This is a genomic window from Henriciella aquimarina (assembly GCF_002088975.1).
Classification (GTDB): Bacteria; Pseudomonadota; Alphaproteobacteria; order Caulobacterales; family Hyphomonadaceae; genus Henriciella; species Henriciella aquimarina.
Genome location: NZ_NCST01000041.1, coordinates 16,552 through 42,848, shown reverse-complemented (window position 1 = coordinate 42,848; position 26,297 = coordinate 16,552). Strand labels below are relative to the sequence as shown.

Here is a 26,297-nt window from a genome sequence, read left to right as displayed (position 1 = left end):
GAGAGCCTGAAGCCCATGAGCGTGACGAAAGACGATGTCCTCAAGGTTGCCCGCCTGACGCGTATTGCCGTGCCGGAAGACCGTCTCGAGCCGCTGGCCGAGGAACTCTCTGCCATCATGGGCTGGATCGAGCAGCTGACCGAAGTCGATGTCGAGGGTGTGGAGCCGATGACGTCGGTTGTCGATGCGACCCTGCCGATGCGCGAGGATGTCGTCACAGACGGCAACATCCAGGACCAGGTGCTGGCCAATGCACCGAAGAGCGAAGATGGCTTCTTCGTCGTGCCGAAATCGGTCGAATAGCCCCCTCCCACACAATCGACGTCCCGGTCTGGAACCCAACACTGCCTGATTGATTTAATCTGTCAGGGCGGGAGCAGAAAATGGGAGGTCGTTATGGTCGAGTACGACACGAACCCCGACATTCCGCCGAAAGTCGATGTGGACAAGCGCGAAGCCATGTTCGGGGGCTTTCTTCGATTTTGCGCGTGGACCGGCCTGCACATCCTCGTCGTGGTTGGCTATCTGACCCTCGTCTTCGCCATCGGCATGAACTGGCTCGGGGCGCTCATCATCATGTTTGTCGCAGGTCTGGCGGCGGGCTGGCTGTTCAAGCTGTCGAACGCATGGACAATTGCGATGGTGGTTCAGGCGGCGATTGTCGTTCTGGCCCGTATCTTCATCCTGCTTTTCCAGGCCGCGACCTAAAAAACGCGGCCGACATCGAGCCGGCCGCGTTATCGTTTCAAGGGCAGACTAAGCGCTAGTCTTCCGATGCGTCGGCCTCTTCGTCTTCAGCGGCATCCTCATTCCACTCATAGATCGCTGCGATGGGGCAGCGGATGGACGGGGGATCGGTGCGATCCGGGCCGAAGACGCTGTCAAAAGCGTAGATCGAGTCGCCCTTGGTCAGGCAGCTGGAGCCCATGGACGTGTCGAAGCTGAGAGACTGAGCGTGGTCCAGATCGTAACAGTTTCCCATCGTCTGGAGCAGGTATTCGTCATTCACGCCTTTCTCGACAATCACCGTGTTACGGGTGTTCTGGCGGAAACTGTCGATATTGCTTCTGAAACAGATGCGGTCGACCTTCTCGCCAAGGCGGGCATCCTGCATCCACTCATTCTCATTTTCCGAGTCGGCCGGTGCCGAGGAGCAGGCGGCCAGCATGGCGGAGGCTGCCGTCGCCACGGCGAGGGAGCGAATCAGGTGTGTCATGGGGTCCTCCAGATCATTTTTCACAACTCGCGCGTCATGAATGCGCGCAGTCTACACGTTAAATGACGTTTACGGCACGGGGTTTCAAATCAGCTTCATCCGTTATCGGGGCTTGAACTTTCGCGGCCGGACTGCATACGAAGGCGCAAGCTTACTTCCGGACATCTGAACGCGACATGACCGAACTGACCAAACTGACGCTCGCTGCGGCCCTGGACGGGCTCAAACGCAAGGCTTTCTCCTCGACCGAGATTACTCAGGCTTTCATCGACCAGATCGAAGCCTCGAACGAGACGCTGAATGCCTATGTCGTGAAGACGCCGGAAAAGGCGTTGGAGATGGCGGCCGCTTCCGACAAGCGCATCGCTTCCGGCGAGGCCGGAGCCTTGGAAGGCGCGCCGATCGGCGTGAAGGATCTCTATTGCACCAAGGGCGTGCGCACGACGGCTTGTTCCAACATCCTCGGCGAGTTCACCCCGACCTATGAGTCGACGGTGACCCAGCAGCTCTGGGATGCCGGGGCCGTCATGCTCGGCAAGCTCAATATGGATGAGTTCGCCATGGGCTCGTCGAACGAGACCTCGCGCTTTGGCCCGCCGGCCAATCCATGGCGCCGGCAAGGCTCGAACCAGACGCTGACGCCTGGCGGCTCGTCGGGTGGCTCTGCGACGGCGGTGTCGGCCGATCTCTGCCTCGGGGCGACGGCGTCCGACACAGGCGGTTCGATCCGCCAGCCGGCAAGCTTTACCGGCACGGTTGGGATCAAGCCAACCTATGGGCGCGCCAGCCGTTATGGCATCGTCGCCTTTGCCTCTTCGCTCGACCAGGCCGGCCCGATTGCCAAGACGGTGGAAGACAGCGCGATCATGCTGGAAGCCATGTGCGGGCATGACGAGAAGGATTCCACTTCGCTGCCGGAACCGGTGCCGGAGTGGCGCGATGCGGTTCATCGTGGCGTCCAGGGTATGAAGATCGGTATCCCGAAAGAATACCGTGTCGACGACATGCCCGAAGAGATCGAGGCGCTGTGGGCGCAGGGGATTGAATGGCTGAAGGAGCAGGGTGCGGAGATTGTCGACGTGACGCTGCCGCACACCAAATACGCCCTGCCGGCCTATTACATTGTTGCGCCGGCCGAAGCCTCCTCCAACCTCGCGCGCTATGACGGCATGCGCTATGGCGCCCGTGTCGATGGCGACAATCTCGTCAACACCTATGAGGGCACGCGCTCGAAGGGGTTCGGGGATGAAGTCCAGCGCCGCCTGATGATCGGCACCTATGTGCTCTCGTCCGGCTATTACGATGCCTACTATCTGCGCGCGCAGAAGGTCCGCAAGAAGATCCTCAACGACTTCGTCACCGCCTTCGGCCAGTGCGACGCGCTGCTGACACCGACCTGCCCGTCGGCGGCCTTCGCCTATGGCGAGAAGGCCGATCCGGTTCAGATGTACCTCAATGACATCTTCACCGTGACGGCGAACCTGGCCGGTCTGCCGGGCATTTCGGTGCCGGCCGCGCTCGACAAGCAGGGCCTGCCGCTTGGTCTGCAGATCATCGGCAAGGCGCTCGACGAGACGACCTGTTTCCGGGTTGCCGGTGCGCTGGAAGAGGCCGCCGGCTTCGTGGCCAGACCGGAGAAGTGGTGGTAGACTGACGGTCATGTCGACCAGAGGCCACCGCAAGTTTCTCGAAGGGGCTGTGAGCTGGGTCTTTGGTGCGCCGGTCTTCCGCCACCGCTGGATCCGCTGGCCGCTTGCGGCCATGCTGGCCGGTCTGGCGGTCCACTGGATGGTCTCGGGGGCCGCGGTCGAGGCCCAGGACAAGAGCGCTGCTATCCCGGCTCTGCTGTTCCTCTTCGCCGTCTTTCTGGTCGTTCTGCCGCTCCTGCCGCTGGCTGACCTTTGGGAAGAAAGAGATGGCCAGGATTAGCGCATCTGGACTCGTGACGGCGCTTTATCTGCGGTGCTAGGATGGAAAACATGTCGAGAAAGACGAAAACCGCGCTCTATGCCACCGGGGCCTTTCTGGTCCTCCTGCTGATGATTTTCCTCATGGCGTGGCAGCAGGGGGTCAATCCGCTGCATCCGCGCACGCGCATGTACTGGCTGCTCGCGGTCGTGGTGGCACTCTATGTGTCGATCCGCGGATCGATCTTCGTCGAGCGCATTCAGTACCGCCGCAGCCAGAAGGCCGCCGAGGAAGAGGCGCCGAGCCGGCTCAGCGCGAACATCAAGGACCGCATGGCCGCCCGCAAGGCACGCGTGGCTGCGGCTCAGAAGAAAGCCGAGGGGCGCGAGGACAGCTGATCGCTGCGCCGGGGGCGTTTTGGCCTATGGCATGGCCGCGGCAGCTATGCTTAAACGCGGCTCGACCGAAATTTGACTGCTGGATGATTCAGACATGAGTGAACGCCCGACCTACACGCTGAAAGGCGAGACTGGAGACTGGGAACTGGTGATGGGCCTGGAAGTCCATGCCCAGGTCGCCTCGGAGGCCAAGCTCTTTTCCGGCGCGTCGACCCGGTTCGGGGCCGATCCGAACTGTAATGTCTCGCTCGTGGATGCGGCGATGCCGGGCATGCTGCCGGTCATCAACGAGAAGTGCGTCGAGCAGGCAGTGCGCACGGGCCTCGGCCTGAAGGCGAAGATCAACAAATACTCCCGCTTCGACCGCAAGAACTATTTCTATCCCGATCTGCCGCAGGGCTATCAGATTTCCCAGTTCGACCATCCGATTGTCGGCGAGGGGGAAATCGAGGTCGATGTCGAGCCTGCGCATGGCGATCCGGCCTATGCCTTCCCGGTCCGCATCGAGCGGCTGCACCTGGAACAGGATGCCGGCAAGTCGATACACGACATGGATCCGACGGCGACCTATGTGGACCTCAACCGCTCCGGCGTTGCGCTGATGGAGATCGTCTCCAAGCCGGATGTGAGAAGCCCGCTGGAAGCGTCTTCCTATGTGAAGAAGCTGAAGTCGATCGTCGTCGCGCTCGGCACCTGTGACGGTGACATGGAGAAGGGCAATCTGCGCGCCGATGTGAACGTCTCGGTCTGCCGTCCGGGCGACTATGAGAAGTTCCGCGAGACGGGCGACTTCTCTCATCTCGGCACGCGCTGCGAGATCAAGAACATGAACTCGTTCCGCTTCATCCAGGCGGCCATCGAGTATGAGGCCCGCCGCCAGATCGAGATCCTCGAGGGCGGGGGCAAGGTCATCCAGGAGACGCGGCTGTTCGACCCGAACAAGGGCGAGACGCGGTCGATGCGCAACAAGGAAGATGCGCACGACTATCGCTATTTCCCGGACCCGGATCTGTTGCCGCTGGAAATCGATGACCTCTTCATCGACAATATCCGCGAAAGTCTGCCGGAGCTGCCCGATGAGAAACGGGCCCGCTTCGAAAAGGATTATGGCCTGTCGCGCTATGATGCCGGCGTGCTGACGGCCGATGCCGAGCGGGCGGAATTCTTCGAGGTCGTCGCCCATAACCGGGACGCAAAACTTGCGGCCAACTGGGTCAGCCAGGAGCTGTTCGGCTATCTCAACCGGGAAGACCTGGAGCTTGCCGACAGCCCGGTTTCAGCCGTGCAGCTGGGCGCGCTGATCGATCTCATTTCCGACGACACCATTTCCGGCAAGATTGGCAAGGACGTCTTCGCACGCATGATCGACGGCGAGGGCGACCCGGGCGAGATTGTCGAGAAGCATGGGCTGAAACAGGTCACCGATACCGGTGCCATCGAAGCGATTGTCGACGAGATCATCGCGGCCAATCCGGAACAGGCCGAATCGGTGAAGGAAAAGCCGAAAGCGATGGGATGGTTTGTCGGGCAGGTGATGAAAGCCTCCGGCGGCAAGGCCAATCCGCAGGCCGTCAATCAGATCCTGAAACAGAAACTGGGGCTTTAGAGGCGTTACGGGTCTGGCTGGGCCGGCGCGTTCGCGCAAGCTCATCAGTGGGACGGCCGTCTCAGACCAGGCACGTCGATGCCGAGCCGCTCGACATCCTTGAGGATGCCTTCACAGAGCTTTTCGGGCGTCTCGGCGTCGTCCGGACTGATCTCCAGAAGCCGGGCGCGGACATAGCATTTCGCGCCAATGTCTTCGGGCTGTTGGGCCACCAGACGAGCCAGATCCCTGGCCCGGCGTTGCATGGTGAAAATCACGTCCTGGGCACGCTGCTTCAGCATGCCGCCAAGCAGCTTGTCGCCGAGAACCGTCTCGACATGGTCAGCTTGCTGAGAAAGTTGCAGGAGTTCGTCGTCCAGACCGAGCCAGCGTTGCACGAAGACCAGGATGTCCGACTTGTTGGCCTGCGCAATCATGGAATCAACTTCCGCGCGGGTTTGCGGCGCGCCGCTTTCTGCGGCCTTGTCCCGAAGACGGGACCCGTTCTGATACTGCATAACTGCCGCTCCTGATGGAGAGGCGTGGCTATAATTCAGTCGCTCCATGACGTCTGTCACGTGGTTGCGCCTCAAGCTGCAAAAACATGCAATAAGGCTATGGACGATATAGAACGTCTATGGGGCGTTTCAGTTCCAAACTTCAGATGTAAGCAGCAATCCGGTCGGCGAGCCCTTTGAGGGTTTCCGTGTCAGCCGGGTCTCCGCCAGCATGCCGCCTGAGCGACTCACCTTCATTGCGCGGAATGATGTGAAAGTGCAGATGATAGACCGTCTGGCCGGCGGGCGCGCCATTGAATTGCGTGACGACGAGGCCGTCGGGTTTGAGGGCCTTTTCCACCGCGACGGCAACCTTTTGCACACGCTCCATATATGGCCCGAGCTTCTCGGCGGGCATCTCCAGCAGATTGCGCGCCTCGACATCTTTCGGCACGACGAGGGTATGACCCTCGGCCTGCGGAAAGATGTCCATGAAGGCGAGCGCGACATCGTCGTCGAGCACTTTCACGCACGGCACCTCGCCGCGCAGCATCTTGGCGAAGATATTGTCGGGATCGTATTGGTCGTGAAGTGTCATGAATCAGGCCCCTTTCATCTGTCTTTCTTAAAGGGTGTGCGCTCGCGAAGGAAAGCCGCATCCCGGTCAACCGCGACGCGTTCGCGCTCGAGATAGTCCTCGATGGCCATGGCAAGGCCTTCATGCGCGATCCAGTGCGCTGAGTAGGTCGTCTCCGGCACATAGCCGCGCGCCAGCTTGTGACCGCCCTGGGCGCCGGCCTCGACCACTTTCAGCCCGTGGTCGATGGCGAAATCGATGGCCTGATAGTAGCAGGTCTCGAAATGCAGCATGGGGCGCGGGTCGATCGTGCCCCAGTAGCGCCCGAAGAGGCGTTCGCCCCCGATCATGTTGAGCGCGCCGGCAATCGGGGTGCCGTCCTCCATGGCGAAGACAAGCAGGATATGGTCGCGCAGCCGCTCGCCCAGCAGCGAGAAGGTCTCGCGGTTGAGATAGGGCGAGCCCCATTTGCGCGCGCCGGTGTCCATGTAGAATTCGTAGAAAGTATCCCAGTGGGCCTCGGTGATCTCATCGCCGGTAAGGTGGACGAAATCGAGCCCCTCCTGCGCCTTGCGGCGCTCCTTGCGGAGGTTCTTTCGCTTGGCCGAGGAAAGCTCGGCGAGGAAATCGTCAAAGCTTTCATAGCCGCGATTGTGCCAGTGGAATTGCTGGTCGGTGCGGATCATCAGCCCGGTCTCTTCCATCGCGTCGGCTTCGTCTTTCGAGATGAAGTTCACGTGCAGCGAGGAGAGGTCGTTCTGGTGGGCGATCTGGACGGCGCCGGACAGCAGGGCATTGGCGATCCGCGTCTCGTCCGGGCCTGGTTTGACGAGGCGCCGCCGGCCGGTCACAGGCGTGAAGGGCACAGCAGATAGCAGTTTGGGATAATAACGTCCGCCCGCGCGTTCATAGGCATCCGCCCAGCCATGGTCGAAGACGAATTCGCCCTGCGAGTGTGCCTTGAGATAGAGCGGCATCGCGCCGATGAGGCCGCGGCCTGGCGCTTCAAGAAGGATATGATGCGGGGCCCAGCCGGTCTCGGGACAGGCGGCGCGTGTCTGTTCGAGGGCTTCTAGGAATTCCCAGCTCAGAAAAGGGTCGTATGGCAGACCGGGGGGATTGGCGATGGCATTCCAGTCATCTGGATCGATTTCGTTGAGACCGTGAATCAGCCGGATCTGGAAACTCGCTTCGTCCATACCGTCAAAGGTAGGTCATGTGCCCGGCCGCGCAAAGGCCGGATCGAAGCCTTCGAAGATCTGGGCCACAGGCAGACGCGCCATTTTTTTGGCGATGTCCGCGCTGGGGACCGTCCAGACCGCCATGGGCAAACCGTAATCGCTCGCCATGCGGGCAGCCGCTTCGGCATCCGTGACGTGGCAGGCAAGATAATCCGGCGTCAGACCGGCGGCGCTGCTGATCAGCGCGTCCAGCGGAAGATCGTCGGACGTCATCAGGCTCGGCATGACGAGCGCGCCCTTCATCAGGCCGGCCTCGACAGAACTGACGGCCCGCGGGCTGAAGCTCATGAGCGCCGCCGGCCCCTTGTGGGCCGCCACTCGCTCTGAGACGAGCCTGGCAAAGCCGAAGGCATCGGTGCTGCCGTCGATCTTCATCTCTATGAGAAGGGGCGTCTCTCCCGGCCAGGCGTCCAGCACTTTGGACAGCCTGGCAAAGGTGCCGCGCCCCTTCAGGTAGAGCGTTTCGAGATAGTCGGCCGGGTAATGTGAAACCAGGCCGGCCTGGTCCGTCATCCGGTCGAGCACCGGATCGTGGAAGACGACAGGGGTTCCGCAGGCGGCGGGGCGGACGTCGATTTCGCAGCCAAGCCCCGCATCTGCGGCGGCGAGAATGGCTTCCAGGCTGTTTTCAGGCCGGCCATCCTCGCGCCAGAGGCCACGATGGGCATAAGCATAATCGAGCAGCGGGAACCGCTCCGCCATATCTGTATCAGCCCTCGATCTCGAATATTCCGTCGATTTCCACGGCAACACCTAGCGGCAGGGTGGGGCAGGCCACGGCCGAGCGGGCATGGCGGCCCTTGTCGCCGAAGACCTCGACCATGAGGTCGGAGCAGCCATTGATGACCTGCGGGATGTCGGTGAAGAGCGGGTGCGAGTTCACGAAGCCGCCAAGTTTCACGACCCGCGAAATCCTGGACAGGTCGCCGACGGCGGCCTTGCACTGGGCAATGAGGTTGATGCCGCACTGACGGGCTGCCTGCTGGCCGGCCGGCAGGTCCATCGTCTCGCCGAGCCGCCCCGTGATTCGCCCGTCCGGCGTGGCGCTGATCTGGCCAGAGATGAAAAGCTGGTTGCCGCTGATCACGAAGGGAACATAGTTCGCAACAGCATTCATCGGTTCGGGCAGGGAGATGCCGAGGTCGGCAAGACGGGCTTCAGGGGGGCTCATGTGAGAGGATGCTCCTACGTCATGTTGGATTTGAGGCGGTTTAGACACATGCGCCGCTGCCGGGCAAGGTGCAGATCAGTCGCGGGGTGAATTGCGCTTTTCCAGCCGCACGCCGCGACCCGTCTGGACGGCGGCAAGACCGAAGCGGTGACGGGCCTTGTCGGCGGCCCGTTCGGCCGCCGCGCGCTTGGCGACGCCAGGGTCGACAAGGTCTGCATGATCCTCGCCGGACGGGCAGAGGTCGGAGAGGCCAATCCCGATGAGGCGGTAGGCCGTGCGCCCCGTCGTCTCGCGTTCGAGCAGCGGCCGGGCGGTGCGGAACAATGTCTGGGCGAGCTGGGTCGGATCGCTCAGCGTGACGCTGCGGGTGAGGGTGCGGAAATCCTTCCGCTTGAGCTTCAGCGTGACGACATAGCCCGCAATGCCGTGCTTCTTGGCGCGGGTGGCGGTTTCCTCGCAGACAGACCAGAGCCGGTCTTCCAGGATGGCCCGGTCTGAAATGTCCTCGCTGAAGGTCCGTTCGGCAGAGACGGATTTGCGCTCGTGCTTGGGCGACACTGTCCTGTGGTCGATCCCGTGGGCGCGTTCCCAGAGATGCTGGCCGCTCTCGCCATATCGCAGCAGCAGCGTCTTTCGATCCGCCCGGCGGACATCGCTGATCAGCCGGTAGCCATCGCCCGCAAGCCGCTTCGAGAAGGTGGGGCCGACGCCGTGAATGGTGCTGATCGGCATCGGGCCCAGAATGTCGCCAACCTCTTCGGGCGCAATCACGGCGAAGCCGCGCGGCTTGTCCATCTCGCTGGCCATCTTTGCGAGAAAGCGGTTGGCGGAGAGGCCGATCGAGATGGTGATGCCGAGATCCTCCTCGATCTCACGCGCCAGTGTCGCCAGCAGGGCCGCCGGCGGATGGGCATGCAGGCGCGCTGTGCCGGAAAGGTCGACGTAGCCTTCATCGATGGAGACCATCTGAACAAGCGGGGTCAATGCTTCGAGCCTCGCCCGGATATTGCGCGAGACGGCTGAATACTTCTGGAAATCCGGACGAAGGACAACGGCGTTCGGACAGGCTTTCAGCGCCTTGAACATCGGCATCGCCGAATGCACCCCGTCCAGCCGGGCAATATAACAGCATGTCGAGACCACGCCGCGCGTGCCCCCGCCAACAATGACGGGCTTGTTGCGCAGTTCGGGATTGTCGCGCTTCTCGATTGCTGCGTAGAATGCATCACAGTCGATGTGGGCGACGGAGAGGTGGGGTAGCCGGGGATGGGATATGAGACGGGCACTGCTGCATTGCGGGCAGGCATCCGCCTGTCCGGCAAAGATATGCGAGCAGGTCCTGCACAGACTATGCATGTTTGTTCATCTCATGTTCCCGGGATCGGGACAAGTTCAAATGGCCGGTTCAAACAAAGATTAAGACTCTCCGTGCTAGAAATTTGTTGGTTGAGGGAATCACGCGCACAGTTGAGATCGCAGTAATGGCAACAGGCGACAAGAAAACCGTCCTGGTCGTGGAAGACAATGAGCTGAATATGCGGCTCTTCTGCGACCTGCTGGATGCCTTCGGCTTCGAGACGTTGCAATGCCGTGATGGCGCCAAAGCCGTCGAACTGACTCGCCAGCACATGCCGGATCTGATCGTCATGGATATCCAGCTGCCGGAAGTTTCCGGCCTCGATATCACCCGCTGGATCAAGGATGACGAAGCGATTCGTCACATCCCGGTCCTCGCCGTGACGGCGTTCGCGATGCGCGCTGATGAACAGCGGGTGCGCGAGGCCGGCTGCGAAGGCTATCTCTCCAAGCCGATCCAGATGCGCTCCTTCCTTTCAACCGTCGAAGAACTGGTTTCTGACAGGCAGGCTGCATGAGCGCCCGCATCCTTGTTGTCGACGACATCCTCGCCAACCGGCGTCTGATGCAGGCGAAGCTGGAGGCGAAGTATTACAGTGTCCTGCTGGCCGAAAACGGGCAGCAGGCCATTGAACTCACGCGGACCGAAGAGCCCGATATCATCCTGCTCGATATCATGATGCCAGGCATGGACGGTTACGAGGTCTGCCGCCGGCTCAAGGAAGACGCCGAGACGGCACATATTCCGATCGTCATGCTCACCGCGCTCAGCGAAACAGCAGACCGCGTGCGCGGCCTGCAGGCCGGTGCAGACGATTTCCTGACCAAGCCCGTGGACGATTTCGCGCTGATGGCGCGGATCAATGCGCTCAACCGCTACAATGCCGTGGCCGGCGAACTCAGAAAACGCGAGGCGAGCGGCGTGCGCGCCGGGGCGCTGAGCGAGGAAGAAACGCTCTCGCTCGACCGCAAGGCCAATGTCCTTCTCGTCGACACGAATCCGCGTGGCAGCAAGGCGATCCGCCAGCCTCTCGAGGAGGCCGGGCACCGGGTCCTCTCGCTGGACGAGGCCGGCAGCCCCGGCGATCGCCGCAGCAGCAATCTCGACATTGTCCTGCTCTCGCTCAGCCATCAGACCTATGACCCGCTGCGTCTTTGTGCGCATTTTCGCACGAGCGAGGTCACGCGCGGGCTTTCGATCATCGTGGTCGCCGATCCGCAGGACCAGGATATGGCGGCCCAGGCGCTGGAGCTTGGGGCAAACGATGTCATCCTGACGCCGATCATTTCCGAAGAGCTTACGGCACGTGTGTCGACGCAGACCAAGCGGACCCGGTACATGGAGATCCTGCGCCGGCGGGTCGACCGGGGCCTGGAACTGTCCGTGGTCGACCAGCTGACCGGGCTCTACAATCGCCGTTACATGACCAATCAGCTGGCGCTGTGGATGAAGCGCGCCGCCTCCGGCGGTCAGTCCATGTCGGTGATCGCGGCCGATATCGACCACTTCAAACAGGTCAACGACAAGTATGGCCACGAAGCAGGCGACCGGGTGCTGCAGCAATTTGCCGAACGCATCCTCACCCATGTCCGCCCGAAGGACATTGTCTGCCGTCCGGGCGGGGAAGAGTTTCTCATCATCATGCCGGAGACAAGCGGTCAGCTCGCCTGCAAGGCGGCCGAGCGTATCCGCCGGGCGATTGCGGCCGGGCCTTTCGAGCTCGATTCAGAAGGGCATCAGACGCTCAGCGTTACGGTGAGCGCGGGGGTTGCCGCATTCGAGGGCGAGAACGACACGGTTGCCGCCATTCTGAAACGGGCCGACGAAGCGCTTTACCGCGCCAAGACGGCCGGACGGAACCGTGTCAGTAATCTTGCCGCCTGAGGCAGGCTAGGGGGCCTGTCAGGCCTTGGCGCGCTTCTGATGGGCCGTGGTCACGACGAAGACCGCGCAAGGGGCTTCGCGGATCATGTCGGAGCTTTCGGAGCCTTCCAGAAGCCGCTTCCACCAGTTCTTCTGGTGTGAGCCGATGACGATCAGGTCGACATTGTTCTTCTTGGCATAGCTGGCCGCATCGCGGGAGGGATTACCTTCCAGCACAGCGAGTTTCGCGGCTCCGCCCTTTGTGTCAGCCAGTTCCTTGAGCTTGTCCATGCGCCGCTTGCCATCCGCCTCATGCGCCTTGGCATCGGCTTCCAGCGCGCCGCTCGCATAAGGAGATTCGAAGGTCGTTATGTAAGGATTGGAATCGATGGCGTGCAGCTCACCGGAGGCGGCCGTCATCTGCTTTGCGATATCGAAGACGGTCTCTGCCAGACTGTCATCGACATCAATCACAGCAACAACCTTATTGAATTCCAGAGCCATAAAAACCTCCTATTGCTAGCGGCAATATCATAACCAGCATGTGCCGGACTCCATAGGGGGTATTACGGAGAAAGCATAGAAAAAGCCGGGCTTTTCGGCCCGGCTCTTCAAAGACGTCTCGAAGGAGAAGACCTTTACTTGATCTTGCCTTCCTTGAACTCGACATGCTTTTTCGCAATCGGGTCGTATTTGCGCATCACCAGCTTTTCGGTGAGGTTGCGCGGGTTCTTCTTGGTCACATAGAAAAAGCCCGTCCCGGCAGTCGAGTTCAGGCGAATCTTGATGGTTGTCGGCTTGGCCATGACAAAAGCTCGTTTCGGGTGTTTCTGGAATTCGAAGGGCGCTTAATGAAGGGGCAGGTGCCCAAAGTCAAGCGGCTGTGCGCATAGCACTGAAACTCAGATCCTGTCGCGGGAATGCCCGCCGGGCGTCCAGCGCAGGAAGGGCGGGCGCAAGCCTTCAGGATCTTTCTGTTTCAGGCGCTCATCGATTTCGCCAATCATGAAGCGGGTCACATTGGGCAGGTCGAGCCCCATGGCATCTTTCAACGTTACCCATTGCAGGTCGTGCAACTCGGCGCCGTCTATGGCGGGGCGCTCGTCGATCAGCACATCCTCGGCTTCGGCCATGAAGAAGCGCGCATCGAACCGTTTCGGGCGGTAGGGCGGGGTGATCGCCCGGCCAATAAAGGTGAAGCCCTTGAGGCAGGGCGCGGCGCCTTGTGCGGCGTACTTCGTCCAGTCTGCCGCCGGGGTGCCCGGGAAATCGCCCGGACGTCCGACGATCAGGCCGGTTTCCTCGAATGTCTCGCGGATCGCCGTCAGGCCGAAAGCACGGGGTTTGCGCCGCGTCTTGTGGGCCAGCATCCGTTCGACGGGGCCGCGCAGTTCCGACAAGCTGGGGACGCGCCCATCGGCGGCGTCGACGCGTCCGCCAGGAAAGACGTATTTATCCGGCATGAAGTCATGACGCCCGGAGCGCTTGCCAAGCAGCAGGCGCGGTTGGGCCTGGTCGCGGCGTATCAGGATCAGGGTGGCGGCATCGCGCGGACGCGGTGTCGGTTTATCCTTCTGGATGATGTCGCCGTCGCCTTCCTTGTCATAAGCGCTGCCGAGTTTGACGGTCATCAGCGCTTTCCTCCCTTTTTCTTCTTCCCCTTGTGGCGGGGCTTGGAAGAAAGCTTGCCACGGTTCTTTCCACGCGGGCCAGACCTGCCGCCACGCGAGGGGGGCGGTTTTTCGCCGGGCTTTTTCGGTTTGGGCGGCGAGAGGACCTCGAGCAGAAGCCCGCCCTGGAGCGGGGTCACTTCCTGCAGGCGTACCTTCACCGTCTGGCCAAGCTCGAACCGCTTACCCGACCCGCGGGCGATGAGCGCCATCGATTGCTCATTATGGACCCAGTAGTCATCCGACAGCCGCGAGATCGGGGAGAACCCGTCTGCCCCGGTTCCGGCCATGCGGATGAAGAGGCCGGCGGGCGTCACGCCGGTGATCCGGCCTTCGAATTCCGCGCCGACCCGGTCCTGCAGGTAGAGGGCGAGATAGCGGTCGGTCGCCTCGCGCTCGGCCGCCATGGAGCGGCGCTCGGTGTCGACGAGATGACTGGCGAGATCGTGCAGCTGCGCGCCCATTTCCTTGGTCAGCCCATCATCGCCAAGCTTCAGCGCGCTGATCAGGGCGCGGTGAATGACGAGGTCGCTATAGCGCCGGATGGGCGAGGTGAAGTGGGCATAGCGCGTCAGATTGAGCCCGAAATGGCCGACATTGTCCGGATCGTAGATGGCCTGGGCCTGTGAGCGCAGGACAATCTCGGAGACGGCTTCCGAATGATCTGTGTCGCGCGTCTCGCCGAGCAGCTTGTTGAAGCGGTGGGTTTGCGGGCGTTCGCCCAGCGCCCATTTGATGTCGAGCGTCTGCAGGAAGTCCGCCAGTGCGGCGATCTTGGCGTCGGAAGGCTGGTCGTGGACGCGGTAGAGCATGGGCGCACCGAGCTTTTCCAGTGTCTCGGCGGCGGCCACATTGGCCTGGATCATGAACTCCTCGATCAGCCGGTGGGCATCGAAGCGTTCCTTTTCGACAATGGCTGTGACCTTGCCGTCCTCGTCGATCTCGACCTTCTTTTCCGGCATGTCGAGATCGAGCGGGGCGCGTTTCGCCCGTGCCTTGCCGAGCGCTTCATACGCGCCCCAGAGCGGTTTCAGGACTGGTTCCAGCCAAGGTTCGCCCGGTCCGCCCGTCTTGCCGTCAATGGCGGCCTGGGCGTCCTCATAGGCAAGCTTGGCCTTGGAGCGCATCGTGCCGCGAATGAACCGGTGAGAGCGTTTCGTACCGGATTGGTCGAAGATCATCTCGACGGCCATGCAGGGCCGATCCTCATTATCGACTAGCGAGCAGGCATCCGCCGAAAGCTCGAAGGGCAACATCGGTACGACGCGGTCGGGGAAGTAGGTGGAGTTGCCGCGCTTCTGCGCCTCGCGGTCGAGCGCGGTGCCGGGCCGGACATAGGCCGCCACATCGGCAATCGCGACAATCACCTTCCACCCATCGTCCAGTTTTTCGGCATAGACGGCATCGTCATGGTCGCGTGCATCGGCCGGGTCGATAGTGATCAGGTCGAGATGAGTGAGGTCCTCGCGCTCGGTCGGCAGCGGCTTGATCGATTCAGCTTCGTTGAGGACATCGTTGGGGAACTCGACCGGGATGTCGTGGCCGTGAATGGCGAGCAGGGAGGCCGCGCGCGGATCGTCCATGCGCCCGAGAATTTCGGTCACGACGCCAAAGGCCGGGCCGTTCGGCTTGCCTGGCTTCGGTATGGCAGTGACCAGGTCGCCATCCTCGGCGCCCTTACTGTCACTTCTGTCGATCAGCAGCGTGCGCTTGTCCTTGCGGCTGGCCGGGATAACGCGCCCGCCCTTCGGATTGCGTTCGAAGCGCCCGGTCATCGGGCTGTCTTCGTCACGCTGTTCGAACAGCTTGATCAGTTTGGCGTGGTATTCGCCATTGCTCTCATTGACCTTGGCAAGGCCGCGGTCTCCGACGCCGGGGGCCGGCCCACGCGACTTGCCCTGATAGCCGGCATAGCGGATAGGTGGGCCGAATGTGCCCTCACGCCCGACAGCACGGGCGATCAGATCGCCATCCTTGTCGATTTCTTCGAAAACCACGACGCCGGTGGGCGGCGGTGTGTCCGCCTTGGCCCAAGCGCGCTTGCCGGTGCGTTCCAGCGTCCCGTCGGCTTCAAGCTCTTTCAGGATGGCGCGCAGGGCCTGGCGTTCGCGGCCCTTGACCTTCAGGCCGCGCGCAATCTCCTGCTTCGTCGTGAGCGAGGGATTATTGGAGATGAAGTCGAGTACTGTCTCGCGGTCGGGAAAACTCATGGCCACGATATAAGGGATTCTGCGTTCATATGCTCGGATTCATTCAGGCAGGCTGGCGTCTGCCTCAAATCATCGTCCCGATGAGGATGCCCATCGCGAAGATGGCGGCAATTACCGAGATACCCAGGATCCAGCGTACGCCATAGCCGGTTTCGCCCTGGCGGGCTTCGTCTGTCTGAAGTTTCGGGTCGGTCATGGTCTGTCCTTCCGTCGTCATTTGAAATGCCTTGTTTTTATTTCACAAAGCTATTCAACGTCTCCCAGCCGATCTGGTTCAGTTTACCATGAAAGCAAGGTGGAAGGGGCCTAATCGTCCAGACCGAGACGCATTTCTGTGAGATAGGGGGAAAAACCCGCCTTTTCATAGGCGCGTATGGCCGGCTCATTGCCGGGATAGACCGTGAGGCGGACTTCCGTCAGGTCGTGTCGGCGGGCCCAGCCCAGCAGGGCATCGAGTAGGACGCGGTTGAGACCGCGGCCGCGAAAACCCTCCTTCACGAACATGAAGCCAAGAAAGGCATGCCAGTCCGGCGAGGTGTAGTGGCGCGACCGCCGGGTCTTCGCATAGCCCGAAGCGACAAGTTCGCCGCCTATTTCGACGACCATGACCTCGGCATCGTCTGCCTCGATCATCTCGCCGATATCGTAATAGCTGATCGGATCGGGCTTCAGCAGCGGATCGTAAGGCCGTTCGGCGGCGATGATGCCCTGCTCGAACTCAAGCAGGACCGGCAGGTCGTCCAGCGTGGCTGGCCTGACTTTCATTGCTACCGGCCCTCACAAGTCCGTCGGTTAGTCCTTGGCTTTCGCCGTCGAGGTCTTCTTCGCTGTCGAGGTCTTTTTGGCCGTCGTCTTCTTGGCGGTGGTCTTCTTTTTCGCCGGCGCCTTTTTCTTCTTGGCGGGCTTCTTCGCCTTGGCATCGATCAGTTCGATGGCCTGCTCGAGCGTCACCGTATCCGGTGTCGTCTCCTTTGGCAGGGTCGCATTGGTCTTGCCGTGTTTGACGTAAGGCCCGTAGCGGCCCTCATAGACATGGATCGGCTCGTCGTCGCCCGGATGCTTGCCAAGCTCCTTCAGCGGCTTGACCGCTGCCCGTCCACCGCCCCGGCTCGCCTTCTTCTCGGCGATAAGCGTGACGGCCCGGTTCAGGCCGATCTCGAACAGTTCCTCGATATTCGGCACGTTCGCGAAGGTGCGCTGGTGTTGCACATAGGGGCCATAGCGCCCGAGATTGGCGAGGATCGGCTCGCCATCCTCCGGATGCTTGCCGACTTCACGGGGCAGGGACAGCAGTTTCAGCGCGTTTTCCAGCGTCAGCGACTGCGGATCCCAGCCCTTGGGCAGGCTGGTGCGTCTGGGCTTTTCGCCTTCGCCGTTCGAGGTTTCGACATAGGGGCCGAACCGTCCGGTCTTCAGCAGGACCGGCTCGCCCGTATCGGGATGCAGGCCAAGCTCCTCGCCTTCCGGATTGATCGCATGTTCCTTCTCATTGTCGACCGAGAAGGGCCGGGTGAACTTGCACTCGGGATAGCGAGAGCAGCCGACAAAGGCGCCGTGGCGGCCGAGCTTCAGCGACAGCTCGCCCTCGCCACACAATGGGCATTCACGCGGATTGGCTTTCTCGTTGCCATCCGCGTCCTTCGCCGGGAAGACATAGGGGCCAAGCGCTTCGTTCAGCGCGTCGAGAACGTCGGAAACACGCAGTTCTTTCGTATCGGCAACAGCGGCCTGGAACTGGACCCAGAAGTCCCGCAGGAAGGCTTTCCAGTCGAGCTTGCCATCTGAAATGACGTCGAGCTTTTCCTCCAGCTCTGCCGTGAAGTCGTATTCGACATAGCGGGCAAAGAAATTCTCCAGGAAGGCCGTGACCAGCCGGCCCTTGTCCTCGGGGATCAGCTTCTTCTGCTCGAGGCGGACATAGTCGCGATCCTCCAGCGTCGACAGCGTCGAGGCATAGGTCGACGGGCGCCCGATGCCGAGTTCTTCCAAGCGCTTGACCAGGGAAGCTTCGGTGTAGCGTGGGGGCGGTTGGGTAAAGTGCTGCTCGGACTTGGCCTCCTTCAGGTCGGCATGCTCGCCTTCCTTCATCTTCGGCAGGCGGTCCGGGCTGTCCTCGTCATCGTCGCCATCATCGCGGCCCTCGGTATAGAGCTTGATGAAGCCGTCAAAGACGATGACCTGGCCGCTGGCGCGCAGCTGGGCGCGCTTGTCCTTGGAGAGGAAGTCCAGCGTCGTCCGTTCGAATTCGGCCGCTTCCATCTGCGACGCGACGGCCCGGCGCCAGATCAGCGTATAAAGCTTCTTCAGGTCGCCATCGCCGCGATAAGCTTCGGGGCGGACGCTGAAATCGGTCGGGCGCACGGCTTCGTGGGCTTCCTGGGCGTTCTTGGCCTTGGAAGAATAGCGCCGCGGTTTCTCCGGCAGGTAGCGGGCGCCGTAATCACTTTCGATCTGCTTGCGCGAGGCGTGATAGGCCTCTTCGGCCATGTTGACGCCGTCGGTCCGCATATAGGTGATGCGGCCTTCCTCATAGAGCTTTTGGGCGGCCTGCATGGTGCGCTTGGCTGCAAAGCCGAGCTTGCGGGAGGCTTCCTGCTGCAGGGTGGAGGTAATGAAGGGCGGTGGCGGATTGCGCTTGACCGGCTTCGATTCCACGGAGGTAACGGAATAGCCGCCGACCTTCACCGCTTCGAGCGCGGCCGTGGCGGCCTTTTCGTCCGGCAGGTCGAATTTCTTCAGGTTCTTCCCGTCGAGCGCATGCAGCCGGGCCTTGAAATCTGTCCCGTCGCTGGCGCGCAGATCGGCCTCGATCGACCAGTATTCCTGCGCGACAAAGGTCTCAATCTCCAGTTCGCGCTGGCAAATCAGGCGCAGGGCAACGGACTGCACCCGGCCGGCCGAGCGCGAGCCCGGCAGCTTGCGCCAGAGCACAGGCGAGAGGTTGAAGCCGACCAGATAGTCGAGGGCCCGGCGGGCGAGATAGGCATCGACCAGCTCCTGGTCGATCTCGCGCGGCTGTTCCATCGCATTCGTCACGGCATTCTTGGTGATCGCGTTGAAAACGACGCGCTCGACCGGGATGCCCTTCAGCGCCTTGCGCTTTTCGAGGGCTTCCAGAAGGTGCCAGGAAATCGCTTCGCCCTCGCGATCCGGGTCGGTCGCGAGGATCAGCTTGTCGGCGGACTTGGTCGCATCTGCGATTTCACGGATGCGGCTGGCCGATTTGGAATCGGCTTGCCAGACCATCTCAAAATCATTGTCCGGATCGACAGACCCGTCCTTCGACGGCAGGTCACGGACGTGGCCATAAGAGGCCAGTACCTTGTAATCCTTGCCGAGATACTTGTTGATCGTCTTGGCTTTGGCAGGCGACTCAACAACAACAACTTTCATATAATGGATCCTCCGGAGAGCGGCGGAACTTGGTTGGCGCGGGGTGAGCTGTCAACCCGGCATGGATGTGTTCGGGTGTCAGCCGTCCTCGCGGTAGGACAGAACGGCCAGGCTTGCGAAGAGGGCAAACAGAGCCGGTGACCAGGCCGCGATGATCGGGGGGAGGGCGCCGGACGCGCCAAGGCTCGCAGAGAACTGCATGATGAAAAAGACGCCTGTGGCAGCCAGCCCTCCGGCTGCAATCAGGCGACTTGTGCCGCCCAGACGCGACAGGCGCAGGCAGACGATCGCCCCGATCAGGCCCATCGCGGTATAAAAGACGGGGATCGCCGTCAGGCTATAGAGGCGCACGGCAAAGCGCGAAGAGTCGAGGCCGGCTTCACGCGTTTGCTTAATAAAGGCCGGCAGCGACCAGAAGCCGATTGTGTTCGGCGATGTGAACCGGTCGAGCAGCGTATCCGGATCGAGATCGGTCGGGATGGCCAGGCTGTCCATCTGCTGGGGTGGCGAGCCGGGAATGTTCTCGATCAGGCTTTCCATTTGCCAGAACCCCTCGATAATGCGGGCTTTCTCGGCATCGATACGGCGCACGAATTCGAACCGGTCGGTCGGACGGCCGCCCTGATAGACACGGCCCTGCTCGAGCATCTTCACACCCCTGAAGACCTGGCCGGTCTCATCGACGCTTTCGGCATGGATGACGATCTGCGTATTGCCGTCGCCCTGGCGCATCCAGACATCGCTCTCGCTGGAGTCGACGCGCACACCGCCGGCAATGAGGAGATCGTTACGCAGAGACTCGAAACGGTCTGAGAGACGCGCACCGAGTGGATTCAGCACCATCATCGCGAACAGGCCGACCACGACGCACATCACGGTAACCGGGGTGAGGAATTGCCAGGCCGACAGGCCGGAGGCCCGGATCACGGAAAGCTCCGAGCGGGCATTGAGCCGGCTATAGGCAATCATGGCTGCGACGAGGATGGCGAATGGGAGGGTCTGCTCGGCCAGGCCCGGCAGCTTCATCAGGGACAGGCTGACGGCGGTGACCGGCGAGAGCTCCACATCGCCGCCAACGGTGCGCAGCTGTTCGACCACATCGACGAGCAGGATCGTGACGATGAAGATCGCCATGACCATCGCCAGGCCGAGCACGCATTGCAGCAGGATGTAGCGCTGGATGCGGTTGAGCCCGATCATGTCGTGGCCCCCGCCGCCCGGCGAGGCGCCGGCGCAACACCCCAGTTGAAGAAGATGGTGGAGATGATGAGGATCGTCCCGATCGGGACCAGCCACTGGCCGGCATTTGCCGCGACGGTGTCGGCGCTGATCGACTGCACCGTCAACTGCACCATGATGAGGCCGAGCGCGCCGCCCGTCGCATAGGCGATCCGGCGTGAATAGCCGCGCCGGTTAAAGTCCCCGCCCAGCACGGCCATGATGGCGATGAGCGCCATGGCAATGCTGACCAGCGGTGTCGTCAGGCGCGTATGGGCTTCGGCCAGGAACTTCTTCCGGTCCTGCAATTCCTGGTAATTGGTCGTGTCGATCCAGACGAGTTCGTGAAGGTATCGGTCCGAGGCCTTAAGCACGACGGCATCGGTATCCTCGATGAAGGGTGAGAGGTCGAAGGTCGACTGGTCGAAGTCGAGGATGCTGAGCGCGCCATTCGAATCGATCTGGTGGATCTGGCCTTCCCACATCACGATGCTGGGCACGCCATCGACTTCGACAAACCGTCCGCGCTGGGCGATATAGTCCCGCGCTTCGGCCCGGTTGTCGGAAATCATCACCCCGATCAGGTCCCCGCCGCGTGATTCGCGGGCATAGACGGTGAGGTTCTCGCCGGCCTGGGTGAACTGGCCGGGGCGGACGAGCGAAGTGGCGAGGTCGGCGCGCGCTTCCCGGACGGTTTCGCGCAGGGTGCGTTGGGCGGTCGGCTGGACCCAGAGATTCACCGCGAGATGAGCGATGGCGGCGAGAACCGCAAGCCGAATGATCGGGGAGGCGATATCCCAGCGCGTCATACCGGAGGCCCCGGCGACGACGATCTCGTTCTCGCGGTGCAGCTTGTTCATAGACCAGACTGTCGCCACGAAAATGGCGAGCGGGGTTAGCAGCGCGATCACTTGCGGCGCCCCGAGGGCGACAACATAGAAGAAAACGAGCGCTGACTGACGGTTCTCGACAATCAGGTCGGTCTGTGACAGCCCCTGCGCCAGAATGGCAAGGAGCGTGAGCCCGCCAACAATGACGATGACAGAGCGGAAGACCTGTCTGAAGAGATAGCTCTGGATTCGATTCATCGTTGAGCGGTGCGTGCAGTTTTTTGCTGTGCGCCCGTGCCTAGCGAGTTGATTGGCGCGCGTCGATGCTTAGTTTCGGCAACAAACGGAGTTTATTCATGAAAATCACATTCGCTGAACAGGCAGACGCAGAAATCGCTGCCTTTGTTGTTGATGAAGATGGCGGACTGCCGCCAGCGGCCAAGGCTCTGGACGAAGCAACGGGCGGGCTTCTGAGCGAAGCGCTCTCGCAGGATCGCTTTACCGGCAAGCATGGCCAGCAGGAAACCGTGGTCCTGCCCAAGTCGGCCCCGTCGCGCCGGGCCGTCCTGATCGGCGGCGGCAAACTCAATGAGCGCGATGCCCGCGCCCAGGAGAAAATCGGTGCGCTTCTGTTCAAGCAGCAGGGCGGCAGCGGCTTCAAGACGATGGCGCTGCATGTCGACGATGCGGCCTTTGCCAACCGTGCCGCGATCGGGGCCGAGCTGGCTTCCTACCGGTTCGACCAGTTCTTCACCAAGCTGAAGGACGACCAGAAGCCGAGCCTCGAGGCGCTCACGCTGGTGACGTCTGAAGCCGATGCGGCCAAGGCCGACTGGGGCCACTATGAAGCCGCAACCGAAGGCACGAAACTCGCCCGTGACCTGATGAACCTGCCGCCGAACGTTCTCTATCCGGAGACCTTCGCCAAGCGCATCAAGGAGCTGGAAGAGTTCGGCCTGGAAGTCGAGATTCTCGACGAAGACGACATGGAAAAGCTCGGCATGGGTGCGCTGCTCGGCGTCGGCCAGGGCTCGCGGCGCGAATCCCGTCTGGCCATCATGAAATGGATGGGCGGCAAGGATGGCGACGCGCCGGTCGCACTGTGCGGCAAGGGCGTCTGCTTCGATGCCGGCGGCATTTCGATCAAACCCGGACCGGGCATGGAAGACATGCGCGGCGATATGGGCGGCGCGGCGGCCGTGACGGGCGCCATGCTTTCGCTCGCCAAGCGCAAGGCGAAGGCGAATGTCGTTGGCCTGGTCGGGCTGGTCGAGAACATGCCGGACGGCAATGCGATCAAGCCGAGTGACATCCTCACGTCGGCGTCTGGCCAGACCATCGAGGTCCAGAACACCGATGCCGAGGGCCGTCTCGTCCTGGCCGATGTGCTCTGGTATGCGCAGCAGCATTTCAAGCCGCAGTCGATTGTCGACCTCGCGACGCTGACGGGCGCCATCGTCATCTCGCTCGGCCATCACCATGCCGGCCTGTTCACCAATGATGACGGTGTGGCAGACGGGCTGACCAAGGCTGGCCTGACCGAGGGCGAGCGTGTCTGGCGCCTGCCGCTCGGGTCTGAATACGACTCGCTGCTCAAATCGAAATTTGCCGATATGCGCAATATTGGCGGCCGGGCAGCCGGCTCCATCACGGCGGCGCAATTCCTCAAGCGCTTCGTCAATGAGGGGCAGAAATGGGCCCATATCGACATTGCGGGCGTGGCCTGGGTCGATGGCGAGAAATCCCCGCTCGATCCGAGCTGGGCGTCCGGCTTCGGCCCGCGCCTGCTCGACCGCTGGATTGCGGACAATTACGAGGGCTAGACCTTGAGCGAGACCGGCAAGCCTGAATGGTGGTTCTATCACCTCAAGCGCACGACGCTTGAACAGGCAGCCGGTCCTTTGCTCGAGAAATGCCTGGAGCGGGGCTGGCGCGTGCTCGCAGTCAGCCCCGATGTCCGTCGGCGCGGCGCGCTCGATGCCGCGCTCTGGACCTATGACGACCAAAGCTTCCTGCCGCACGGCCAGGCCGAAGCTGCCGGGCTCGATCCGGCGCGCCAGCCCGTCCTCATCGCGGAGACCGGCAACAATCTGAATGCGGCGGCTGTGGCGCTTCTGATGGATGGCGCGGAGGTGCCCGTCGATGCGCCTTATGAGCGTTGCATGGTGATGTTCGACGATGGCGATGCGCCGGTGCGCAACAAGGCGCGGAGCCTGTACAAGGCCGCCTCCGATGCGGGGCTCACGACACGCTATTTCCAGCAGACCGAGCAGGGCGGCTGGAAGGAAGCGGGCAAGGGATAGGTCATTGCCGGCGTTTCAAATCTCGAATGAACTCCCGCCCATAGATCTTTATTGTGCGTGGAGAGCTGACGAAGGCTGGGGCAAAGTCTCTCACGCGACAGCACAAGCTGCGCTGGAAGCGGGCGTGGCATCTGTTTGCGCTTATTGCGATGACACACTTGTCGGCTTTGCGCGCGCTGTCGGGGATGGTGCGATTTATGGATATGTTCAGGATGTGATTGTGCATCCACGCTGGCGGGGTCAGGGCATCGGCCGCGCCATGATGCATGCGCTCCTCGCGCAACTGGAAGGCATTTATCCTGAAGGGGCGACACTTGGATTAATGGCCGCCAAGGGCCATCAAGATTTCTATAAATCATTCGGGTTCATATCGCGCCCGAATTCTTCCTTCGGTCCGGGCATGATCAGGATCTTGGGGGCTGGTTAGCCTTCTCCCCGTCCGCCCACGGGCTTCGACAGGGCCATGACAGCCAGAGACAAGACGGTGATGATGCCGATGGTCGCCAGCACTTTCAGCCCATGTTCGGGCAGGGTGCCGGTCCACAGCCAGATCAGGCCATAGACGCCCCCGATCAGGAGTGAGAAGGCGAACATCAGTCTGACAAGTCCAAGCATGGCGCCATGCCCTCTCACGGTTTCGCCCATAGGGCGGATGCCAGCAGTGTAAGCCAGGTGCGGCGGCGTGTCAGCAGCGGTTGCTCCGACCCCAAAGCCCCGCTATAGGCCGCGCGAGAGTTTCCACAAAAGTTTTCAAAGGAGCCTTTCATGGCGACCCAACGCACCTTTTCGATCATCAAGCCGGACGCGACCGCGCGCAATCTGACCGGCGCGATCAATGCCGTCATCGAGAAGGCCGGCCTGCGCATCATCGGCCAGCGCCGCATCAAGATGACCCAGGAACAGGCCGAGCGTTTCTACGCAGTCCACAAGGAACGCCCCTTCTTCGGCGAACTGGTTGAATTCATGACCTCCGGCCCGGTCGTCGTGCAGGTTCTGGAAGGCGAGAATGCCGTGAAGGCGCATCGCGACGTCATGGGCGCCACGAACCCGGAAGAGGCCGCCGAAGGCACGATCCGCAAGCTCTATGCGAAGTCGATCGGTGAGAACTCCGTCCACGGTTCCGACAGCGAAGAGAATGCCGATCTGGAAATCCGACAGTTCTTCTCTGAAGCCGAGATTGTCGGCTAAGCGCCACACGGTTTCAACAGACTTCAGGAAGCCCTCATCCTCAGGATGAGGGCTTTTTCTGTATCTGCTCACAGGCCTGGGCGAGGGCGTGGGGATAGAGGACATGCTCCTCGACGAGCACGCGGTCAGCCAGCTCCTCCGGCGTGTCACCCGCTTTCACAGGGACCCGCGCCTGCGCGATCACATCACCGGCATCGACGCTTTCACTGACCCAGTGGACCGAGCAGCCGGCTTCGGCGTCGCCGGCTTCGATGGCGCGCTTGTGGGTGTCGAGTCCTGGATATTTCGGCAAGAGGGACGGATGGATATTGATCATCCGGCCTTCCCACTGGCGCACGAACCAGGGCGTCAGCACGCGCATGAATCCGGCCAGCGCGAGAATTTCGATGCCATGCTCACGCAGAGCCGCGTCCATGGCGTGCTCGAATCTTTCGCGGTCCTCGAAATCCTTGTGAGGAATGGCGAGTGCCTCGACGCCATAGGCGCGGGCAGTGTCCAGACCGGCCGCATTAGCCCTGTTCGACAGGACGAGGCAGGCGCGCGCCGGATAGGTCTCATCCGCGGCGGCCTGCAGCAGACGCTCCATATTCGTGCCGCGTCCGGAAATCAGGATGGCAAGGCGCAGCCGGCTCATTCCGGAACGATGTCTCCGATGATGACCGGGGATTCGCCTGTTGCGCGAAGGGCTTCAATGACACCGTCCACCTGATCGGGCGCGGCCGCAAAGACGAGGCCGATGCCCATATTGAAGGTGCGGTGCATCTCGTCCTCGGCGACATGGCCTTCAGCCTGCAGCCAGCGGAACACTTCCGGCACCGGCCAGGCAGCCCGGTCGAAGCGGGGGGTGAGGCCGTCCGGCAGCATGCGCGGGACGTTCTCGGTCAGCCCGCCGCCGGTGATGTGAGCCAGGCCTTTCACCGCGCCCTTGCGGATAAGCGGCAGGGCCGCCGTGGAATAAAGCCGGGTCGGTTGCAGCAGGGCTTCGCCGAGCGTGGTGTTGGAGAAGGGCGAGGCGGCGTCCCAGGCAAGGCCTGAGCGTTCGACGATGCGGCGGATCAGTGAATAGCCGTTCGAGTGCGGCCCGGACGAGGCGATGCCGATCAGCACGTCGCCGGCAGCCATCTCGTCCATGCGCGGCAGGATGCGGTCGCGCTCGACAGCGCCGACGACAAACCCGGCGAGATCATAATGGCCGGGCGGATACATGCCCGGCATCTCGGCGGTTTCCCCGCCGACCAGCGCACAACCGGCCTGTTTGCAGCCTTCGGCGATGCCGGCAATGACGCCTTCGGCAATGCCGCCCTCGAGCTTGCCGCAGGCGAAATAGTCGAGAAAGAAGAGCGGTTCGGCCCCCTGAGCGAGCACGTCATTGGCGCACATGGCCACAAGGTCGATGCCGACCGTATTGTGGATGCCTGTTTCGAAGGCGAGCATCAGCTTCGTGCCGACTCCATCGGTGCCGGACACCAGGACCGGATCCTTCCAGCCTTCCTTCTTCAGGTCGAACAGGGCGCCGAAGCCGCCGAGCCCGCCCATGACACCAGCGCGAGTCGTCGCCTTGGCCAGCGGAGATATGGCATCAACAAGGCGCTCGCCTGCCTCAATATCGACACCGGCATCCTTGTATGAAAGGGGCGTTTGATCTTTGGAACTCATGGAAAAAGCGCGTAGC

31 protein-coding genes are annotated in these 26,297 nt (G+C 62.0%); 12 read left to right on the top strand and 19 right to left on the bottom strand.

Translation table 11 applies throughout. The features are described from left to right. The first annotated feature begins 15 nt into the window (after positions 1-15). Positions 16-303: an Asp-tRNA(Asn)/Glu-tRNA(Gln) amidotransferase subunit GatC gene (gatC, locus tag B8784_RS06550; protein ID WP_084396798.1), complete on the top strand. Its 288-nt coding sequence runs from the start codon at positions 16-18 to the stop codon at positions 301-303. 93 nt (positions 304-396) lie between these two features. Then, positions 397-708, top strand: a complete 312-nt coding sequence (locus B8784_RS06545) for a hypothetical protein (protein ID WP_084396797.1) — start codon at positions 397-399, stop codon at positions 706-708. A gap of 55 nt (positions 709-763) precedes the next feature. Here B8784_RS06545 and B8784_RS06540 read toward each other — a convergent pair whose 3' ends face one another. Continuing rightward, complete coding sequence (locus B8784_RS06540; RefSeq protein ID WP_084396796.1) at positions 764-1,216, bottom strand: DUF6491 family protein; 453 nt, start codon at positions 1,214-1,216, stop codon at positions 764-766. A gap of 176 nt (positions 1,217-1,392) precedes the next feature. Here B8784_RS06540 and gatA point away from each other — a divergent pair, with 176 nt between their 5' ends. From gatA to gatB, 4 genes are all read left to right on the top strand, one after another. Beyond that, a complete protein-coding gene (gatA, locus tag B8784_RS06535; RefSeq protein ID WP_084396795.1) occupies positions 1,393-2,865 on the top strand; it encodes an Asp-tRNA(Asn)/Glu-tRNA(Gln) amidotransferase subunit GatA in 1,473 nt (490 codons plus the stop codon). A gap of 10 nt (positions 2,866-2,875) precedes the next feature. After that, on the top strand, positions 2,876-3,145 hold the full coding sequence (locus B8784_RS06530) for a hypothetical protein (RefSeq protein ID WP_084396794.1): 270 nt from the start codon (positions 2,876-2,878) through the stop codon (positions 3,143-3,145). Between the two features lie 50 nt (positions 3,146-3,195). Next, a complete protein-coding gene (locus tag B8784_RS06525) occupies positions 3,196-3,522 on the top strand; it encodes a hypothetical protein (RefSeq protein ID WP_084396793.1) in 327 nt (108 codons plus the stop codon). Between the two features lie 94 nt (positions 3,523-3,616). Further along, positions 3,617-5,128: an Asp-tRNA(Asn)/Glu-tRNA(Gln) amidotransferase subunit GatB gene (gene gatB / locus B8784_RS06520; protein WP_143435337.1), complete on the top strand. Its 1,512-nt coding sequence runs from the start codon at positions 3,617-3,619 to the stop codon at positions 5,126-5,128. Positions 5,129-5,172: 44 nt separating this feature from the next. Here gatB and B8784_RS06515 read toward each other — a convergent pair whose 3' ends face one another. The 6 genes from B8784_RS06515 to B8784_RS06490 all read right to left on the bottom strand — a co-directional run bounded on the left by B8784_RS06515 (position 5,173) and on the right by B8784_RS06490 (position 9,949). Next, positions 5,173-5,625, bottom strand: coding sequence for a hypothetical protein (locus B8784_RS06515; RefSeq protein ID WP_084396791.1), 453 nt, complete (start codon positions 5,623-5,625; stop codon positions 5,173-5,175). Between the two features lie 142 nt (positions 5,626-5,767). Beyond that, positions 5,768-6,202: an HIT family protein gene (locus B8784_RS06510; protein ID WP_084396790.1), complete on the bottom strand. Its 435-nt coding sequence runs from the start codon at positions 6,200-6,202 to the stop codon at positions 5,768-5,770. Positions 6,203-6,216: 14 nt separating this feature from the next. After that, on the bottom strand, positions 6,217-7,380 hold the full coding sequence (locus tag B8784_RS06505; protein WP_084396789.1) for a GNAT family N-acetyltransferase: 1,164 nt from the start codon (positions 7,378-7,380) through the stop codon (positions 6,217-6,219). Between the two features lie 15 nt (positions 7,381-7,395). Further along, positions 7,396-8,124: a glycerophosphodiester phosphodiesterase family protein gene (locus B8784_RS06500; protein ID WP_084396788.1), complete on the bottom strand. Its 729-nt coding sequence runs from the start codon at positions 8,122-8,124 to the stop codon at positions 7,396-7,398. A 7-nt stretch (positions 8,125-8,131) separates the two neighbouring features. Next, positions 8,132-8,593 (bottom strand): RidA family protein, encoded by a 462-nt coding sequence (locus tag B8784_RS06495; protein WP_084396787.1) that lies wholly within the window; start codon positions 8,591-8,593, stop codon positions 8,132-8,134. A 75-nt stretch (positions 8,594-8,668) separates the two neighbouring features. Next, entirely contained in the window at positions 8,669-9,949 is a 1,281-nt protein-coding gene (locus tag B8784_RS06490) for a DNA polymerase IV (RefSeq protein ID WP_084396786.1), read from the bottom strand. A gap of 125 nt (positions 9,950-10,074) precedes the next feature. Here B8784_RS06490 and B8784_RS06485 point away from each other — a divergent pair, with 125 nt between their 5' ends. Beyond that, the gene (locus B8784_RS06485; RefSeq protein WP_084396785.1) at positions 10,075-10,467 is read left to right on the top strand and encodes a response regulator; all 393 of its coding nucleotides are present in this window, start codon (positions 10,075-10,077) and stop codon (positions 10,465-10,467) included. After that, positions 10,464-11,834, top strand: coding sequence for a PleD family two-component system response regulator (locus tag B8784_RS06480; RefSeq protein ID WP_084396784.1), 1,371 nt, complete (start codon positions 10,464-10,466; stop codon positions 11,832-11,834). Before B8784_RS06485 ends, B8784_RS06480 begins: the two co-directional genes overlap by 4 nt. A gap of 18 nt (positions 11,835-11,852) precedes the next feature. Here B8784_RS06480 and B8784_RS06475 read toward each other — a convergent pair whose 3' ends face one another. The 9 genes from B8784_RS06475 to B8784_RS06440 all read right to left on the bottom strand — a co-directional run bounded on the left by B8784_RS06475 (position 11,853) and on the right by B8784_RS06440 (position 21,392). Further along, positions 11,853-12,317, bottom strand: a complete 465-nt coding sequence (locus tag B8784_RS06475) for a universal stress protein (protein WP_084396783.1) — start codon at positions 12,315-12,317, stop codon at positions 11,853-11,855. Between the two features lie 134 nt (positions 12,318-12,451). Continuing rightward, positions 12,452-12,619 (bottom strand): 50S ribosomal protein L33, encoded by a 168-nt coding sequence (gene rpmG, locus B8784_RS06470; protein WP_084396782.1) that lies wholly within the window; start codon positions 12,617-12,619, stop codon positions 12,452-12,454. A gap of 96 nt (positions 12,620-12,715) precedes the next feature. Then, on the bottom strand, positions 12,716-13,444 hold the full coding sequence (locus B8784_RS06465; RefSeq protein ID WP_084396781.1) for an NUDIX hydrolase: 729 nt from the start codon (positions 13,442-13,444) through the stop codon (positions 12,716-12,718). Continuing rightward, complete coding sequence (rnr, locus tag B8784_RS06460) at positions 13,444-15,693, bottom strand: ribonuclease R (RefSeq protein ID WP_084396780.1); 2,250 nt, start codon at positions 15,691-15,693, stop codon at positions 13,444-13,446. The genes B8784_RS06465 and rnr overlap by 1 nt, the downstream gene beginning before the upstream one ends. A gap of 64 nt (positions 15,694-15,757) precedes the next feature. Further along, complete coding sequence (locus tag B8784_RS21565; RefSeq protein WP_158085609.1) at positions 15,758-15,910, bottom strand: hypothetical protein; 153 nt, start codon at positions 15,908-15,910, stop codon at positions 15,758-15,760. A gap of 89 nt (positions 15,911-15,999) precedes the next feature. Next, positions 16,000-16,458, bottom strand: a complete 459-nt coding sequence (locus tag B8784_RS06455) for a GNAT family N-acetyltransferase (protein ID WP_084396779.1) — start codon at positions 16,456-16,458, stop codon at positions 16,000-16,002. A gap of 27 nt (positions 16,459-16,485) precedes the next feature. Next, positions 16,486-19,086 (bottom strand): type I DNA topoisomerase, encoded by a 2,601-nt coding sequence (gene topA / locus B8784_RS06450; protein ID WP_084396778.1) that lies wholly within the window; start codon positions 19,084-19,086, stop codon positions 16,486-16,488. A gap of 78 nt (positions 19,087-19,164) precedes the next feature. Continuing rightward, a complete protein-coding gene (locus tag B8784_RS06445) occupies positions 19,165-20,286 on the bottom strand; it encodes an LptF/LptG family permease (protein WP_233356002.1) in 1,122 nt (373 codons plus the stop codon). After that, positions 20,283-21,392, bottom strand: coding sequence for an LptF/LptG family permease (locus B8784_RS06440; protein WP_084396777.1), 1,110 nt, complete (start codon positions 21,390-21,392; stop codon positions 20,283-20,285). The genes B8784_RS06445 and B8784_RS06440 overlap by 4 nt, the downstream gene beginning before the upstream one ends. Positions 21,393-21,490: 98 nt before the next feature. Between B8784_RS06440 and B8784_RS06435 the strand changes: the two genes are divergently transcribed. The 3 genes from B8784_RS06435 to B8784_RS06425 are packed head-to-tail and all read left to right on the top strand — an operon-like array spanning position 21,491 to position 23,864. After that, positions 21,491-22,957, top strand: coding sequence for a leucyl aminopeptidase (locus tag B8784_RS06435; protein WP_084396776.1), 1,467 nt, complete (start codon positions 21,491-21,493; stop codon positions 22,955-22,957). A 3-nt stretch (positions 22,958-22,960) separates the two neighbouring features. Further along, the gene (locus tag B8784_RS06430) at positions 22,961-23,437 is read left to right on the top strand and encodes a DNA polymerase III subunit chi (RefSeq protein WP_084396775.1); all 477 of its coding nucleotides are present in this window, start codon (positions 22,961-22,963) and stop codon (positions 23,435-23,437) included. A gap of 4 nt (positions 23,438-23,441) precedes the next feature. Continuing rightward, positions 23,442-23,864 carry a GNAT family N-acetyltransferase gene (locus tag B8784_RS06425; RefSeq protein ID WP_158085608.1) on the top strand — a complete coding sequence of 141 codons (423 nt, stop codon included), beginning with the start codon at positions 23,442-23,444 and terminating at the stop codon, positions 23,862-23,864. Here the strand turns inward: B8784_RS06425 and B8784_RS06420 are convergent. Further along, positions 23,861-24,052 carry a hypothetical protein gene (locus B8784_RS06420; RefSeq protein ID WP_084396773.1) on the bottom strand — a complete coding sequence of 64 codons (192 nt, stop codon included), beginning with the start codon at positions 24,050-24,052 and terminating at the stop codon, positions 23,861-23,863. The genes B8784_RS06425 and B8784_RS06420 overlap by 4 nt on opposite strands. Before the next feature lie 150 nt (positions 24,053-24,202). Here B8784_RS06420 and ndk point away from each other — a divergent pair, with 150 nt between their 5' ends. Next, positions 24,203-24,625, top strand: a complete 423-nt coding sequence (gene ndk, locus B8784_RS06415) for a nucleoside-diphosphate kinase (RefSeq protein WP_084396772.1) — start codon at positions 24,203-24,205, stop codon at positions 24,623-24,625. A gap of 40 nt (positions 24,626-24,665) precedes the next feature. Here ndk and purN read toward each other — a convergent pair whose 3' ends face one another. Continuing rightward, on the bottom strand, positions 24,666-25,259 hold the full coding sequence (purN, locus tag B8784_RS06410; RefSeq protein WP_084396771.1) for a phosphoribosylglycinamide formyltransferase: 594 nt from the start codon (positions 25,257-25,259) through the stop codon (positions 24,666-24,668). After that, positions 25,256-26,281 carry a phosphoribosylformylglycinamidine cyclo-ligase gene (purM, locus tag B8784_RS06405; RefSeq protein ID WP_084396770.1) on the bottom strand — a complete coding sequence of 342 codons (1,026 nt, stop codon included), beginning with the start codon at positions 26,279-26,281 and terminating at the stop codon, positions 25,256-25,258. The genes purN and purM overlap by 4 nt, the downstream gene beginning before the upstream one ends. Between the last annotated feature and the right edge of the window lie 16 nt (positions 26,282-26,297).